The 15818-nt window shown below is 34.4% G+C and carries 21 protein-coding genes; 13 read left to right on the top strand and 8 right to left on the bottom strand.

Annotated elements, in window-relative coordinates; genetic code table 11:
* Window positions 1-33 precede the first annotated feature (33 nt).
* From SJY30_RS02720 to SJY30_RS02700, 5 genes are all read left to right on the top strand, one after another.
* Window positions 34-642, top strand: coding sequence for an FMN-binding negative transcriptional regulator (locus SJY30_RS02720; RefSeq protein ID WP_396634081.1), 609 nt, complete (start codon window positions 34-36; stop codon window positions 640-642).
* 100 nt (window positions 643-742) lie between these two features.
* Window positions 743-1237, top strand: a complete 495-nt coding sequence (locus tag SJY30_RS02715; protein WP_396634080.1) for a CIA30 family protein — start codon at window positions 743-745, stop codon at window positions 1235-1237.
* A gap of 108 nt (window positions 1238-1345) precedes the next feature.
* On the top strand, window positions 1346-1834 hold the full coding sequence (locus tag SJY30_RS02710; RefSeq protein WP_396634079.1) for a DoxX family membrane protein: 489 nt from the start codon (window positions 1346-1348) through the stop codon (window positions 1832-1834).
* 152 nt (window positions 1835-1986) lie between these two features.
* The gene (locus SJY30_RS02705; RefSeq protein WP_396634078.1) at window positions 1987-2403 is read left to right on the top strand and encodes a DUF2141 domain-containing protein; all 417 of its coding nucleotides are present in this window, start codon (window positions 1987-1989) and stop codon (window positions 2401-2403) included.
* A gap of 81 nt (window positions 2404-2484) precedes the next feature.
* A complete protein-coding gene (locus SJY30_RS02700; protein ID WP_396634077.1) occupies window positions 2485-3420 on the top strand; it encodes a LysR substrate-binding domain-containing protein in 936 nt (311 codons plus the stop codon).
* 3 nt (window positions 3421-3423) lie between these two features.
* Here the strand turns inward: SJY30_RS02700 and SJY30_RS02695 are convergent, their stop codons facing one another.
* Window positions 3424-3843: a hypothetical protein gene (locus SJY30_RS02695; RefSeq protein WP_396634076.1), complete on the bottom strand. Its 420-nt coding sequence runs from the start codon at window positions 3841-3843 to the stop codon at window positions 3424-3426.
* A gap of 74 nt (window positions 3844-3917) precedes the next feature.
* Window positions 3918-4115 carry a hypothetical protein gene (locus SJY30_RS02690; protein WP_036155302.1) on the bottom strand — a complete coding sequence of 66 codons (198 nt, stop codon included), beginning with the start codon at window positions 4113-4115 and terminating at the stop codon, window positions 3918-3920.
* Window positions 4116-4325: 210 nt separating this feature from the next.
* Here SJY30_RS02690 and SJY30_RS02685 point away from each other — a divergent pair, with 210 nt between their 5' ends.
* Window positions 4326-5594, top strand: coding sequence for a D-alanyl-D-alanine carboxypeptidase/D-alanyl-D-alanine-endopeptidase (locus tag SJY30_RS02685; protein ID WP_396634075.1), 1269 nt, complete (start codon window positions 4326-4328; stop codon window positions 5592-5594).
* Here the strand turns inward: SJY30_RS02685 and SJY30_RS02680 are convergent, their stop codons facing one another.
* The 3 genes from SJY30_RS02680 to SJY30_RS02670 all read right to left on the bottom strand — a co-directional run bounded on the left by SJY30_RS02680 (window position 5595) and on the right by SJY30_RS02670 (window position 7428).
* The gene (locus SJY30_RS02680; RefSeq protein WP_396634074.1) at window positions 5595-6095 is read right to left on the bottom strand and encodes a peptide-methionine (S)-S-oxide reductase; all 501 of its coding nucleotides are present in this window, start codon (window positions 6093-6095) and stop codon (window positions 5595-5597) included.
* A 24-nt stretch (window positions 6096-6119) separates the two neighbouring features.
* Window positions 6120-6701, bottom strand: coding sequence for a GDP-mannose pyrophosphatase NudK (nudK, locus tag SJY30_RS02675; RefSeq protein ID WP_396634073.1), 582 nt, complete (start codon window positions 6699-6701; stop codon window positions 6120-6122).
* 73 nt (window positions 6702-6774) lie between these two features.
* Complete coding sequence (locus tag SJY30_RS02670; protein ID WP_396634072.1) at window positions 6775-7428, bottom strand: DUF2461 domain-containing protein; 654 nt, start codon at window positions 7426-7428, stop codon at window positions 6775-6777.
* A gap of 135 nt (window positions 7429-7563) precedes the next feature.
* Between SJY30_RS02670 and SJY30_RS02665 the strand changes: the two genes are divergently transcribed.
* Entirely contained in the window at window positions 7564-7836 is a 273-nt protein-coding gene (locus tag SJY30_RS02665; RefSeq protein ID WP_396634071.1) for a hypothetical protein, read from the top strand.
* A gap of 38 nt (window positions 7837-7874) precedes the next feature.
* Here the strand turns inward: SJY30_RS02665 and SJY30_RS02660 are convergent, their stop codons facing one another.
* From SJY30_RS02660 to SJY30_RS02650, 3 genes are all read right to left on the bottom strand, one after another.
* Window positions 7875-8672, bottom strand: a complete 798-nt coding sequence (locus tag SJY30_RS02660) for a TIGR00266 family protein (protein WP_396634070.1) — start codon at window positions 8670-8672, stop codon at window positions 7875-7877.
* A 67-nt stretch (window positions 8673-8739) separates the two neighbouring features.
* Window positions 8740-9249, bottom strand: a complete 510-nt coding sequence (locus SJY30_RS02655; protein ID WP_396634069.1) for a hypothetical protein — start codon at window positions 9247-9249, stop codon at window positions 8740-8742.
* Between the two features lie 5 nt (window positions 9250-9254).
* Window positions 9255-9716 carry a DUF4442 domain-containing protein gene (locus tag SJY30_RS02650; protein ID WP_396634068.1) on the bottom strand — a complete coding sequence of 154 codons (462 nt, stop codon included), beginning with the start codon at window positions 9714-9716 and terminating at the stop codon, window positions 9255-9257.
* Between the two features lie 194 nt (window positions 9717-9910).
* On the opposite strand from SJY30_RS02650, the gene SJY30_RS02645 reads away from it, so the two are divergent.
* The 6 genes from SJY30_RS02645 to SJY30_RS02620 all read left to right on the top strand — a co-directional run bounded on the left by SJY30_RS02645 (window position 9911) and on the right by SJY30_RS02620 (window position 15695).
* Window positions 9911-10393, top strand: coding sequence for a DUF4870 domain-containing protein (locus SJY30_RS02645; RefSeq protein ID WP_396634067.1), 483 nt, complete (start codon window positions 9911-9913; stop codon window positions 10391-10393).
* Between the two features lie 182 nt (window positions 10394-10575).
* Window positions 10576-10911 carry a PadR family transcriptional regulator gene (locus SJY30_RS02640; RefSeq protein ID WP_036158368.1) on the top strand — a complete coding sequence of 112 codons (336 nt, stop codon included), beginning with the start codon at window positions 10576-10578 and terminating at the stop codon, window positions 10909-10911.
* Window positions 10912-10913: 2 nt separating this feature from the next.
* Window positions 10914-12704 carry a PspC domain-containing protein gene (locus tag SJY30_RS02635; protein ID WP_396634066.1) on the top strand — a complete coding sequence of 597 codons (1791 nt, stop codon included), beginning with the start codon at window positions 10914-10916 and terminating at the stop codon, window positions 12702-12704.
* Window positions 12705-12818: 114 nt separating this feature from the next.
* A complete protein-coding gene (locus tag SJY30_RS02630; protein ID WP_036155331.1) occupies window positions 12819-13550 on the top strand; it encodes a head GIN domain-containing protein in 732 nt (243 codons plus the stop codon).
* Between the two features lie 91 nt (window positions 13551-13641).
* Window positions 13642-14655, top strand: a complete 1014-nt coding sequence (locus SJY30_RS02625; protein ID WP_396634065.1) for a dipeptide epimerase — start codon at window positions 13642-13644, stop codon at window positions 14653-14655.
* Entirely contained in the window at window positions 14655-15695 is a 1041-nt protein-coding gene (locus SJY30_RS02620; protein WP_396634064.1) for an aminotransferase class I/II-fold pyridoxal phosphate-dependent enzyme, read from the top strand. The genes SJY30_RS02625 and SJY30_RS02620 overlap by 1 nt, the downstream gene beginning before the upstream one ends.
* Window positions 15696-15818: the final 123 nt, after the last annotated feature.

Genomic DNA, 15818 nt, shown 5'->3' with positions numbered 1-15818 from the left:
AAACAGTTATATTTACGCAGAAAACCAGACCACATGTTTATACCTGAGCACTATAAAAATACGGACACTAAAGAGATTCATGATTTTCTAAAAAATAATAGTTTCGGTATACTCATAAACACCATAGAAGGAAAACCTTGGGGTACGCACATTCCTCTAGAACTATCAAAGAATTCAGAAGATAAAGATATCTTGGTAGGCCATATTGCCACGGCGAATTTGCAAAGTAAAAACTTGGTAGATGGTGACGAAGTACTCTGTATTTTCAATGGTCCGCACAGCTACATATCTTCCTCATGGTATAAAGAAGAAGAGGTTCCTACTTGGAACTATATAGCCGTTCATGTCTATGGTACCATAAAAATTCAAACATCAGAAGAATTGCTTCGATCTTTACATGAGCTGGTAGATAAGTATGAACAACAGTCAGAACATCCTATCTCGTTAAATAACATGTCCAAAAAAACAATGCGACAGGTAAAAGGGATAATTGGTTTTGAAATTGAAATCAATGACATACAGGCTGTCAACAAACTATCTCAAGGTAGAGAACATGATCACCAAAAAATCATACATGAACTTGATAATCAAGGTTCCCCAGAAAAAGCTGTCGCGGAAGAAATGAAAAAACGAATGCCTTAAAATCATTTAAACCAGTTAATATAAAATGGTTTAGAGTGTTTATGCTATCTTCATTTCATCTACTTTTAATTATAGTAATTATTTCTTTAAACCTATAGCAATGAGCGAAGTGAAATCTATTTATAAATTCGATAAAAATTTTAACCGTAAAGAATGGCAAATTGTCAATGATGGTGTTATGGGCGGTTTATCAATGGGGCTCATTCAAGTGAATCTTGAAGGTAACGGTGTTTTCAGCGGACATGTATCTCTTGAGAACAATGGTGGTTTTTGCTTAGTTAGACATGATTTAGAGCGTATTCCAGTAGATGCCTTTTCTAAATTTGTTATCACAATTAAGGGTGATGGAAAAAAATATGCTTTCCGCTGTAAATCTGGAGAACACCAAAGACATACCTATAGCTTTGATTTTAAATCTAGCAATGAATGGCAAACGATTGAGATTCCTTTTGATGAGATGGAAGCGGTTTTTAGAGGTGAAGAATTAAAATTACCCAACTACCACGGCGACTTTTTAGCTCAGATCGCTTTCATTATAAAAAATGGTGTTGAAGAAGATTTTACCCTCGAAATAGATAGTATTGCATTGAAATAATGCGAACCTCACTTTTAAATTAATCATTTTAAAAAAATTGAACATTGATTTTTATCATCTATAAATTCCTTAAATTTTTATAAGTTTAAGTAACCAATACTTAAACCTATGTACCATCAGCTACAACCCATTAAAAAATTAATTATTCCGTTTAGGGTAGATGCATTATTGCCTAATTTTCTAATATTGATACCTAGGGCAATCACTGGCTATCTTCTTTCTTTTGTTTTTGCAATAAATAAATTTGGTACTCCATGGACTCCTGATTCCATGGGTTTAGCTTATTTTGAGGTTTCCGATTGGTTTGTTGCATTAGTAACACAATTTGGATTTCCATTCTCTTTAATGCCAGAATTGTTCGCTTGGTCTGCGGGATTAACAGAGGCTCTTGGTGGTATTTTATTGATAATAGGATTAAATACGAGGTTGACCGCATTCTTTATTACCGTAACTATGTTCACTACTATAGTCTGTAGACCATGGGATGGTTCTTGGAACATAATACCCACATTTATTTTTTTCTGCTTAGGCTTATTTTTTATGGGCTTCGGCTCTGGAAAATTTGGACTTGATTACTTAATTACAAAAAGGATATAGAAATTCACTTCTTTTAAAATCAGAGTTTTTTGTAACAGTACTCCCTTATTACAGTTCAGTAACACATTTCTACAATTGGGTTCATCACTTTTTTAAAACATGCATTTATAAGGCATCTTTGAAGCATCAATTAATCTTTAAAACCTTATAAAATGAAAAAGTTATTATTTACAATTACCGTATTTGCAATGAGTTTTACAATGAATGCCCAAGAAGAAACCGGCATAACATTAACCGTCGTTATCGAAAATGTATTGAACAATGAAGGTCATATATTAAGTGGATTGCATAATGAAACAACCTTTATGAAAGCGGAAGATATTAAAACCAGTAAGAACAAAGCTGAAGCAGGAGAGTTGATTTTAACTTTTGAGAACATACAACCTGGTGATTACGCATTTTCAGTATTACATGATGCAAATGACAATAACCGAATGGACTTTGCAAACAATGGCATGCCTACAGAAGATTATGCCATGAGCGGTAGATTACCAATTGGTGCCCCAACTTTCAGTGAAGCAAAGTTTACCATAGAAGGTGAGGATAAAGAATTATCGCTTCGTTTTTAGAGGTTGTTTAATATTTGATCATCTGTTGCCAATAGGTTATCATAATGGTTTTTAGTAATTTTATAACCTTATACTATATACATGACCATTACTCAATTACAATATGTGCTTGCCGTTGCTGAATACAAAAATTTTACACTCGCCGCCGAGAAGAGTTTTGTAACGCAACCAACTTTAAGTATGCAAGTACAAAAGCTTGAAGATGAATTAGATATACTTATTTTTGATCGTAGTAAAAAACCAATCACTATTACCGAAGTCGGTAAAAAAATTGTAGCACAGGCAAAAAATATTGTAAACGAGGCGGCACGTATAAAAGATATTGTAGAGCAAGAAAAAGGATATATTGGTGGGGATTATGTTTTGGGAATCATCCCAACTATAATGCCCACTTTATTACCGATGTTCCTGAAGAATTTTATCCAGAAATATCCGAAGGTAAACCTGATTATCAAAGAACAGAATACCGAGAGCTTAATTCAAAATATTGAAGACGGGCATATTGATGCCGCCATTGCCGCAACACCTTTAGAGGTAGATTTCATTACCGAAAGACCTTTATATTATGAGCCTTTTGTTGGTTATGTACCAAAAGAACATCGTTTAGGGAATAGTACACAGATTACACCAGAAGATTTAGATATTGAAGACATTTTACTACTACAAGACGGGCACTGTTTTAGAGAAGGTGTTTTAAATCTTTGTAAAACTCCAAAAATTGGCGGAGATCATTTTAGTTTGCAAAGTGGAAGTTTTGAAACGCTAATCAATCTTTCTAATGAAGGATTGGGTATGACGCTACTACCCTATTTAAATACGTTAGAACTTGATGATGTAAAAAAGAAAAACCTGAAGTATTTTAAAGAACCTTCGCCTGCACGAGAAGTTAGCCTTATTTACCACAAAAAAGAACTAAAGGTGCAGATTACGGAAGCTTTACGAGATGTTATTACAGGTATTGTTCGTGGTGCAATCGCTTTTCAAGATGTTAAGATTATAAGCCCTATTCACAAATAATACCTATTGTTTTTCAAACCTGTACAAACAACCTTCAATGCATATACCTGGGTAAGATGGCGATAGCGTTAATCTTGTTTTACGCTCATTGAAATCTGCGCTATAGCCTAGTGTATCTTTTTCATTTTCGGTTACAAAGTACAGATAAAGCGCTTCGTCTGTAATTTCATAATCGCCAGAATTCAGTACTTCTTTATTAAAATCGGTTCTTTCATATGTACCCAATTCATCGAAGAAATAGCGATACCCTTCTTCAACATCTTTCCATTCGGTAGCACCACCAGGACTAACATAAGAAGCTGTCAAAAGCCACTCACCTACCAAACTAGTATCGTCAACAGGTGTGTCATCATAAGGCATGTCGTCATTTTGACATTGCATTAAGAATAACAAAAATATCGCAACCGTAAATTTAATAGCCATTGTGTCTTTTAATGTAAGATGCAAATAAAGCTATAGGTTGCGTAAAAAAAAGAGCCACTTTACGTGGCTCTTTATTATGCTTTTAAATAAACTAAACTTTGATGTAATTCTGGTTTATCAGTTATAAAACTTTCTAACCAAACTTTTAACTCCTCTACCTCTTCGGGTAGTAACGTCGTTAAGGCTTTTTTCAACTCTTTACAAAATAGTAAGGTATCAAAACTAACCTTTTTAAGTACTGTTTTACTATACTCTAGCATAGACTTAGACATTTTGTTGATAGATTAATAGATTTGTTGTTGTTGTTGTTGTTGTTGTTGTTGTTGTTGTTGTTGTTGTTGTTGTTGTTGTTGTTGTTGTTGTTGTTGTATAAAGGTAAACAGAAATGCAGTTGTAATATTGTATACAAAAAGTTAAAGTAATTACTTACATGTTAAATTTTTATCGCATTCATAAGTATGCAATTTTGTAATTTCGAATTCATGAAAAATTTTCTTTTTATTATAGTTATTTTAATACTTGTTTCCGCCTGTACCTCAACAAAATCTATTATACGAAAAGATTTTAACCAACAGTTGTCATCTTCATTTTATCAAAATCAGTTTACCGGTGTTTTGGTAATAGATGCAGAAACGAAAGACACTATTTATACCAATAACAGTCATAAGTATTTTATTCCTGCCAGTAACACCAAAATTTTTACACTTTACGCAGCGCTTAAAACCTTGCCAGATCAGATACCGGCTTTGAAATATATTGAAGCAAATGACACTTTGTATTTTGAAGGTACTGGAGACCCTTCTTTTTTGCATCATTATATAAAAGATTCCACAACTCTAAAATTTCTTGAGAGATATAACAACCTGATATTTGTTGCTAACAATTTTCAAGATGAAAAATACGGACCAGGTTGGGCTTGGGACGATTACCAGTACTATTATTCTGCAGAGAAAAGTGCGCTACCCATAAATGGTAATGTAGTGATGACGTATAGGAATCCGGAGCTTATGGTTTCTCCTGCTTATTTTAAGGACAGTGTTATTCAATTGACAAACAAGAATAACCGAAATGAATTTTCTAACACCTTTTACTATCCAACTCAGTCTAGATATACTCTTGAAACGCCGTTTATCACGAGTAACTTTACTACCAAATCAATTTTAGAGAGTCTATTGAATAAAAAAGTAGGAATGAGTACTGCTATGCCCTCTGGAAAAAAACAAACTTTGTATGGTATTTCATCAGATTCACTGTACATGAGAATGATGCACGAAAGCGATAATTTTATTGCAGAACAGCTTTTACTCGTATCTGCAGGTGTTCTCACAGACACCTTAAATGGGAAATTATCTAGAAGTTATATTTTAGAAAATGAACTAAAAAATTTAAAACAAGAACCTAGGTGGGTAGATGGATCGGGACTCTCACGATACAATTTGTTTACACCGCAAAACATGGTCTCGGTTTTAGACCGGTTACATGAAATGGTACCTCAAGAGCGTTTATTTTCTATTTTCCCTGCCGGGGGATTATCGGGTACTTTAAAAAATAGATTTGCAGGAGACGAGCAACCTTATATCTATGCCAAATCTGGAAGCCTTAGTAATAACTACTGCCTTAGCGGATACTTGGTTGCAAACTCAGGAAAAACATTGATTTTCAGTTTTATGAACAATCACTTTAAACAATCTACATCAGAAGAGCGAAATAGGCTTGAACAAATGCTTCAAACACTAAGAGATACCTACTAACTATTGAACTTTTGTTGAAACATGTTTGGTATATTTCTCTTTGAACAACTTAATTTTAGGGGAAATATGAGTTCTACAAAAAGGCTTCTCTGTATCGTTAAAATAGTAATTATGGAAACGTTCTGCAGAGGATTTAAATACCCCAAATGGAATAACTGCGGTAATCAACGGAGTTTCAAAATCTTGTTGTAACTCTTTCATAATAACAGCTAAAGTCTTTTTATCATACTTATTAAAGTAATAAATACCTGAACGGTACTTTTTTCGCATAGAATGATTTTCGGTGCTTTTATGGGTGTCTAAATGAATAGCTACTAAATCTTTTAATTCTATAATCGAAGCATTATAGTGAACAATTACAGCCTCGGAAAAATCTGTTGGGTTCTCCTTCGGAGCAATGAAGCCTTGTTCCACTTTTTTAACACCGTTGAGTGACATAAATACCGCTTCGGTACACCAATGACAACCACCTCCAAAACCGACTTTAAAGATTTTATGCATATTAGAAGAGTCGCTTATAAAACTTTAAACTAACGAAGTCAACTTTGCATGCTGTAACAGCATAATGGTTTTTGCATCTTTAATTTCTCCACTAGCCACCATTTTCATAGCATCATTAAAATCTAACTCTAAAACCTCGATATTTTCGGTTTCATCATCTGCACCACCGCCATCGCTTACTTTCATGCTATCATCATACTCACCAACAAATAAATATAAAATTTCAGTAACAGATCCGGGCGACATATAGGTTTGAAATACCTTTTGAACATTAGTTATTTTATACCCGGTTTCTTCTTCGGTTTCTTTACGAACACAATCGGCAGGGTCATCGCCATCTAAAAGTCCAGCGCATACCTCTATCATCATTCCGTCTTCATTACCATTCACATATGTTGGCATTCGAAATTGCCTGGTAAGCACAACGGTCTTCTTTTCTGAGTTATACAATAAAATAGCAGCACCATTACCTCTGTCGTAAGCTTCTCTATGTTGAGTTTCCCATGTACCATCAGGCTTTTGATACTTATAGCTGTATTTATTAAGTGTATACCAGTTATCTGATAGCAATTTCTTTTCTACGTCTTTTATGCTTCCGTTTTTCAATTAACAAGTTTTAACCATTGATGTATAAATATACCGAGAATCATAAAAATAAATCGCTAATCGTTTGAAAATATTAAACTGTAATCGCCTTGTTCAAATAACGCCTAAACGGAAGCATTTCTTTATAAGCGTTTATTAGTTCATCATCAAAAGAAGCCTTTTTGGTTTCTTTTGTGAAAAACTCTTGAAAAACGGCAAAAGTCTTATTTTTGAGCAGTTCTATATGTTTATGATCTTTATCAAAACCTTTGGGTGCGTTGGTTAATTTGGCATCTTCGTATAGATTACCGAAACGAGTTTTAAAAGATTTATTTTTCAATATTTTCACTAATTCTTCTCCGTCATAATCTATAGCATCACGAACACTTCGCAATACTTTTGGTTCTGGTCGCCATAATCCGCCTGCGAAAATGCAACGTTCAATACCTAGTTCAAAATAGAAATCTGCTGTCTTAGGTTTTTTGTCAAATCCCGCTCCGAAATGGTCTTTGTATACCGGTTTGTTAGGGTGAAACATCAGATTATTATTAATACGGTTAATTCCCTTTTTACCTGGCGTATCATAATACTCATCATCAATAGCCGACAGTCTTTTATTCATACTATTAAGCCAATCGATATACTCATTACGAACTTGATGGTACCATTTACGATTGGCATCCATCCATTCTTTAGAATTATTTTTCTGTAATTCTTTTAGAAATTCTATTTGATTTTGAAAACTCATTCTTTGGTTGTTGGAAAATTAAAATATAAACTCAAGCTCAAAAATCAAATTCAAACTCAAGTTCAAACTCAAGTTCAAGTTCAAAAATCAAACTCAAACTCAAACTCAAAAAATAAATTCAAATGTTTTTAAACTTTGTACTTAGTACTTTTTACTTTGTACCTTCTGCTTTTGGCTTTTGGCTTTTGGCTTTTGGCTTTTGGCTTTTGGCTTTTGGCTTTTGGCTTTTGGCTTTTGGCTTTTGGCTTTTGGCTTTTGGCTTTTGGCTTTTGGCTTTTGGCTTTTGGCTTTTGCAATAACTACAATTTAGCTTCGCTAAATTCTCCTAAAATGCCTGAATCAAAACAAGTATATTCTCTATATTCTTTATTCTCTTATCAAAATATAAACAAACTACTTAATACTTAATACTTTGTACTTTTTACCTAGTACTTTCCACTTAATTCTTAAAACCCATTATCTCCGCCAACAATGTCACCAAGTGTACCTAGAATACTACCTTCTCCTTTATCTTTTCCTCCTCTTGGTATTGATGCTAGCACTCTTCCGGCTAATCTGCTAAATGGTAGTGATTGAATATAAACAGTTCCTGGTCCGCGTAAGGTTGCGAAGAATAAACCTTCTCCGCCGAAAACTGTATTTCTAATTCCGCCAACGAATTCAATATCGTAATCTACTTCTTTCGTAAAACCAACGATACAACCGGTATCTACTTTTAAAACTTCACCAGGAGCCAATGTTTTTTTAGCCAATGTGCCACCTGCATGAACGAAAGCCATTCCGTCGCCTTCTAATTTTTGCATGATGAAACCCTCACCACCAAAAAGTCCGCGACCTAATTTCTTTGAAAACTCAATACCAACGGATACTCCTTGTGCTGCGCATAAAAAAGCATCTTTTTGACATATAAAGCGACCGCCCATTTCAGATAAATCAATTGGTAGAATTTTACCCGGATACGGGGAAGCAAAACTAACTTGCTTTTTACCCTGACCTATATTCAAAAATGCCGTCATGAACAGACTCTCACCTGTCAACATTCTTTTTCCTGCTGAAAAAATCTTACCTAAAACGCTATTGTCTTGATTGCTACCATCACCAAAAATGGTGCTCATTTTAATATCGGTATCCATCATCATAAAACTACCAGCTTCGGCTACAACTGCCTCTTGCGGGTCTAGCTCTATTTCAACGTATTGCATTTCTTCTCCAAAAATCTCGTAATCTATTTCGTGGGCATTCATTCTTATATTGTTTTTGATTGATGCTTATAAGTTGATGAAAAGAAACTTTTGTTACAGCTAAACCTTATTATTTTGAAAGAGATTTTAATAATTGTTCTGCCTTTTGCGAGCCAATTAGGTATTTTTCACCATTGATAAGTGTAATAGCTACTCCTTCCCCACCCTTTACATTATAGACTGTACCGTACTTTTTGGTTTTTCTGATACCATACCCTACAAAATTATAATTAACTATCTGTTTTTCTACTACTTCATTAAAATCAATGACTTTGCTAAAAAATAGTAGATGATGAATTTTTATATCCTTATCTGAAACCAATACTTTAAGTTTTGATAACGCAATAAATAATATGGTAGCTACATAAATTAGGAAACCAATAAACTGAATAATAGACACACTACCCGATACCCAAGAAACACTTACATTTCCTGAATCACCAGAAGTGTAACCGCTAAATACATATAGAATAATACCTAAAAGATTAAAAAATGCTAAAATTATTGGAGCAAGTATGATCAACCACAGCCACCATTGGGTAAATTTCTGAGTTTCTTTGAATCTTATTGCTCTTTTCATTGAAATTACTTTTTCTGCTTCAATCTAACCGTCCATTCAAACTTAAAGGTACTTACCACTACTCCATCTGCATTTACTCCTACAGATTTCATCCAAATTGTTTGTCCTTCTCCGGTAGCAATCGTTTTATCTAAAGCTTCTTTAATTAAGTGTCCGTCTTCACAAGTAAATGTAATTCTACCTGTTGCTTTCTTTGAAAAATTTGCGGTGTTGTTCGCTACCAACATAGAAATTTTCTTTCCTGTTGCTTCAATTTGGTCTATCATTAAAGCCCCGGTCGTCAATTCTGCTGCCATACCTTGAACAGTCCAAAACATAGAATTAAACGGATTCTGATTGAACCATCTGTGCTTTACCGTCACCACTGACCTGTTTTTATCTATTTCCTTTAAACGTACCCCGCACCACCATGCAGACGGTAGCTTAAAAAAGGAGAACATATTGATTTTACTAGGTGTTACCGCCATTTTATTCTAAAATTTGGGTAAAAATAGCTATAATTTACTCCATTCTAAAATGTTAAAATATTGTTAAATATTAGTACTATGCGTTACATAGTACCTTTTTTTAGACATATATTTGCATAGGAAGTTAATAGGTAATCAAAGTAATTAGCTTTCGCATAGTATTAAAATCAATCATCATCAGTAACGAATCAATCATGACAGAATCAGTAACAAAGCACGAAAGAAACCTCTCTGCATTAATACATGCAAGTACGTTTTCTAAATTCTTTATTCCGTTCGGGAACTTCATCATTCCCTTAGTATTATGGACAGCGAACAAAAAAGAATATGAGTTTGTGGATCATAACGGTAAACAAGCTTTAAATTTTCAAATAAGTATACTACTCTACTCTATTCTTGTAGGTATGGTTAGTATTCCATTTTTCTTAGGCGGATTTTTACCTAACATTTTCGACTTTGATAATTTCGGACTAGTCAACTCTCATAGTTTCAACAGTATCAACTTCAATTTTGACACCGATGATCTATTTGGTCCGTGGATGGTTCCTGTTGCACTACTAGGTCTCGCACAATCGGCATTATTTATTATCAACATCGTGTATACCATACTGGCTACTATAAAAACAAATGAAGGGGAAGTTTTTGAATATCCTTTCACTATAAAATTTATTAAATAGCATCATCAGCTTACATTATATATTGGGTATTCATCACACCCTTAAGAGTTTATTAATCAATCAAAAATCAATCAGGATGTTTATTCATCGAACAAAAAACGAACAGTTAACCTATGCAGACAATAGAGACAATGGAGCAATCTCCCGGGAAAGCGGGACTGCATAAAAAGCAAAAAGAGATTATGAATGTAGAAAATACAAAAGCACAAATGCGTAAAGGGGTTTTGGAGTATTGCATCCTGTCCATTTTAAATGGGCATGATAAATATGCTTCTGAAATCTTAGCTACGCTAAAAGATGCTAAAATGCTTGTAGTGGAAGGTACTATATATCCGCTACTGACCAGATTAAAGAATGCAGGACTTCTGAACTACCGTTGGGAAGAATCTACTTCTGGACCGCCAAGAAAATACTATACATTAACCGAGACCGGTAAAATATTCCTTAAAGAATTAGATACCACTTGGGACGAATTAAGAAAAGCCACCAACCTGGTAACCAACTCAAAAAACAGCTAATCATGAACAAAACAGTAAATATAAATTTAGCAAACATGCTCTTCCATATAGACGAAGAGGCATACAATATAATGCGTAGGTATTTAGAATCTGTAAAACGTTCTTTTGCCAACACACCGGGCAGCGATGAAATCATTGCCGATATAGAAGCTCGTATAGCCGAACTTTTTCATGACAAATTAGAGAATGAAAGACAGGTTATCACTCAAAAAGAAGTAGATGAAGTTATTGCCATTATGGGGCAACCAGAAGATTATATGGTAGATGAGGACATCTTTGAAGATGAACCTAAAACCAAGTCTGCTTATACTAAAGAAAGAGTAAAAAAACTATATAGAGATACAGAAAAGAAATATGTTGCGGGTGTATCTGCAGGCTTAGCACATTACTTTGGTATTGACCCATTGTGGATTAGATTACTTTGGATTTTCTTGACCATTTTTACATGGGGCGGATTTATCTTCATTTACGGATTACTTTGGATCCTTATTCCTGAAGCTAAAACTACGGCTCAAAAATTAGATATGAGCGGTGAAACGGTCAATATCAGTAATATTGAGCGTAAGGTTAAAGAGGGTTTTGATGACGTAGCGGATCGTGTAAAAAGTGTGGACTATGAAAAAGTAGGCGACACCGTCAAAAAAGGAGGTAAAACAATTTTTGACACCTTTGGTGATATTGTAATGTTCCTATTCAAAATCTTCGGTAAATTCATTGGTATACTTTTGGTTATCATTGGTGCCGCAACATTGATCGGTCTTTTTGTAGGCATGTTTACCGTTGGTATTTTAGATATCATTCATGTACCTGGTATTGACTTTTACAATGTCGTAAACTCTACCAACCTACCTATTTGGGTAGTATCGTTATTGGCATTTTTTGCCATTGGTATTCCGTTTTTCTTCTTAATGTATTTAGGATTAAAAATATTGGTAAACAACCTAAAGTCTATTGGTACGGTTGCTAAATTCTCATTGTTAGGTTTATGGTTGATCTCAATTATATGTTTGGTCATATTCGGCATTAGAGAAGCTGCAGCACACGCATATACCGGTAGCACATCTGTAGAAGATGAGATTACAACAGTAATACCAACCGATACTTTGAACATTAGATTGGTTTCTACGGACGAGTATGATCATGAAAATGATATGAATCTGGGAGATACTTTTCTTTCTTACGATGAAGCGGGAAATAAAATTTTAGTTTCTGATGATGTAAGATTTCGTATTCGTAAATCTAAAGATACCCTGGTTCGTGTTCAAGTTAGAAAAGAAGCGGACGGCCCATCTAATAGAGAAGCAAAGGATATCGCCAGTCAAATCGTATATGAATATGAAGTAAGTGGTAATACGATTTCTTTTGATGACTTTTTAACCACACAGGTTCCTAAGTTTAAAGATCAAGAAGTTCGTGTAAACATATTTTTACCGGTAGGTACTATTCTAACTTATGACCAGACAAATTCTAGAGATTGGATTACGACCGTTAATACTGATAGAGATGTTGAAGGCCTAGAAGGCTATATCTGGAAAATGACCGAAAGCGGAGAGCTTGAATGCCTAGACTGTCCTGAATTCATTGAAATGGAAGATGAAGATGACGACAGCTCTAATCGCATCAACATCAATGAAAATGGTATAGACATTAATATCAACGATAATGGTGATAAAGGAAAAATCATCATCAACGAAAATGGAATAGACATTGACGTTAACGATAATGGAGAATCATTTAAAATGAAGTTAGACGAGAACGGTGTAAAGGTTGACACAAATGATAGTATCAATTAATTACAGTTCAGACATCTAAAACAACAATTCAGTATTTAATACTAGTAAGAGAATAGAAAAAAAATCATTTTTACATCATCATAATATATTAATCAATCAAAAAAACGAACAATCATGACAACTTTAGTAAGAATAACAGTAGCACTCGTATTAGCCCTATTACTTTCATCTTGTGGCTTTGACATTAACTTCGGCGATTTTGGATCTGGCGAAAAAGGCAATGGCGTAGTTGTTGAAGAAACCAGGGAAATTACCGGTGAGTTCACAGAAGTTTCCAGTTCTGAAGGTTTAGAAGTATTTGTTACCCAAGGCTCTGATTTTGATATTGCAGTTGAAGCAGATGAAAATATTATTGACTTGATCGGTACCGATATTAAAAACGGAAAATTAAGAATTCACAGTATAGAGAATATTGGTAGAGCAACCAAAAAAGTATACGTGACCATGCCTAATGTAACCAGCTTACGTGCATCTAGTGGAGCTCACTTAACTACTGAAAATAAAATTCAGTCAGATAAATTAGAGGTAGATGCAAGTAGCGGTGCCATTATCAATGCAACCGTGCTTGTTACCAATATGGATATAGATGCCAGTAGCGGTGCAAATATCTCTTTAGAAGGTACAGCAAAAGAAGTTTATGTAGACGCAAGTAGCGGAGCAAATATTAGAGCTAAAGACTTAACAACTTTAGTAGCTAATGCAGATGCCAGTAGTGGTGCAAATATTAGCATTGATGTTACTGACAATTTAACAGCTGAAGCTTCTAGTGGCGCCAACATATCATACAAAGGTGATCCTTCTGTTCAAAAGAACAAATCGGTTTCTGGTAGCGTGCACAAATACTAATAATCACATCAATCAATTCAACTTTAAAACCCGCTGAAATATCAGCGGGTTTTCATTTTTTAGTTAATGAACTCATCTGTATATTAGTAGTATGCAAGTACACTTAAAAAAATATACATTACCATTAAAGCACACCTTCAGTATTTCAAGAGAATCTCATGATTTTCAAGATACTATGATCGCTTCTTTATCTTTAGACGGAAAAACAGGATATGGAGAGGCAACCTCTAATCCGTATTACAAAATTACCACGCAGAGTATGATGGATGAAATTAACGCCATATCCTCTGAAATAGAAGCATTTGACTTCACAAAGCCAGAAGTCTTTCATGCATTTTTAATAAGTAAAGGATTATCAAACTTTGCTATCTGCGCTTTAGACTTGGCTGCTCATGACCTGTATGGAAAATTACTAGGTAAACCCTTGTACGAGATTTGGGGCACAAGCATTGAAAAATACCCTACTACAAATTTTACTATCGGGATTGCATCAATTGACGTTATGCTAGCCAAAATGAAGGAGATGCCCTGGCCTATCTATAAAATCAAATTAGGCACTAGTGATGATGTTGCCATTGTTCGCGAATTACGAAAACATACAGATGCTATCTTTAGAATAGATGCCAATTGTGCTTGGACGGCAGAAGAAACTATTTTTAACGCTCCGCTCTTAAAAGATTTGGGAGTGGAATTTTTAGAACAACCATTAAAAGCTGATGATTGGTCTGGTATGGAAGAGGTTATGCACCATAGTGTGTTACCCGTAATTGCCGATGAAAGTTGTATTGTAGAAAGCGATGTAGAAAAATGTGCGCTACATTTTAGTGGTGTAAATATTAAACTGACCAAGTGTGGCGGACTCACCCCTGCCCTACGTATGATAAAAAAGGCTAAGGAATTAGGTATTAGTGTTATGGTTGGTTGCATGACAGAATCTACCGTAGGCATTTCAGCTATTGCGCAGTTGATTCCGCAATTGGATTATGTAGATATGGACGGTGCTTTGTTATTAAAAAGTGATATTGCAACGGGCGTTCATATTGAACCTGACGGTAAAGTTATTTTCCCAAAACTTGCCGGTAGCGGTATACAATTGTTAGATTGATGTTTACGATTGATGAATTTCCTGATAGAACTATTGTCATAAACGGTAAAGAATACCTATACTTTGGTGGTACCTCTTATTTAGGATTACAGACCGATGCTGATTTCCAGTCCATATTCATCAAGAACATCAAAAAATATGGCACAGCTTACAGTGCTTCCCGTAAATCTAATATTAGAATTTCCATTTTCAATGAAGTTGATGCCCACCTAGCAGAAATAGCGGGTAGTGAAAGTTGTGTAACCATGTCCTCTGGTTATTTAGCAGGACAATTAGTTTGTGATTATTTCAGCAATAACGATTATCAGTTATTCTATGCCCCAAATACACACTCGGCATTATACAGAAACAAACAAAAGGTACTTGAAAATTGGATTGAACTTGAAAATGCCATTAAAACAAATACAAACAAAATACCCGTTCTTTTTCTAGATAGTATTGACTTTAATGGCGATAATTATCCCGATTACACTTTCCTTAAAAATCTCGACTTAACCGATATTATTCTTGTCGTTGATGATTCTCACGGAATTGGAATTACCGGAAAAGATGGCGGTGGCAGTTTTAGGTTTTTACATACACTTCAACCAAAAGAGCTATTGGTTTCTTGCTCTTTAGGAAAAGGGTTTGGTATTCAAGCGGGAGCGATATTTGGAAGTAATAATATAATTAATGCGCTAAAAAACACCCGCTTTTTTGGAGGTGCAAGTCCCGCAACACCTGCTTCTTTAGCAACTTTGAAGGATGCTGAAGAACTTATTAGTTCAAAAAGAGCTCAATTACATAAGAATACCGAGCTTTTCATATCAAAATTATCAAATTCCTCACTTTTTGTGTCTGCAAAAGGGCATCCTACCTTTAATTTTCAAAATAAAGCATTAGCCAATTATTTAGAAGATAATGGTATTATAGTAACCTACTTTAAATATCCTACAGAAAATGATTCCCTAATGAGTCGTATAGTTTTGAGCGCTTATCACACAGAAACAGACATTTTTAAACTTTGTACTATTCTTAATTCATACTCTCCAAATCTATAGTAATTATCATAATTATCTGTTTATCATTATGTTATTCTTAATTTTAGTATGTAATTTTTATTAAATTCTGATATATAATTCGTATCTTTTTATTACACATTCAACTCTTTTATTAACTAACAC

Origin of the sequence: Maribacter sp. R86514 (assembly GCF_044597005.1) — a bacterium.
Classification (GTDB): Bacteria; Bacteroidota; Bacteroidia; order Flavobacteriales; family Flavobacteriaceae; genus Maribacter.
This window is presented reverse-complemented; position numbering and strand designations above follow the sequence as displayed.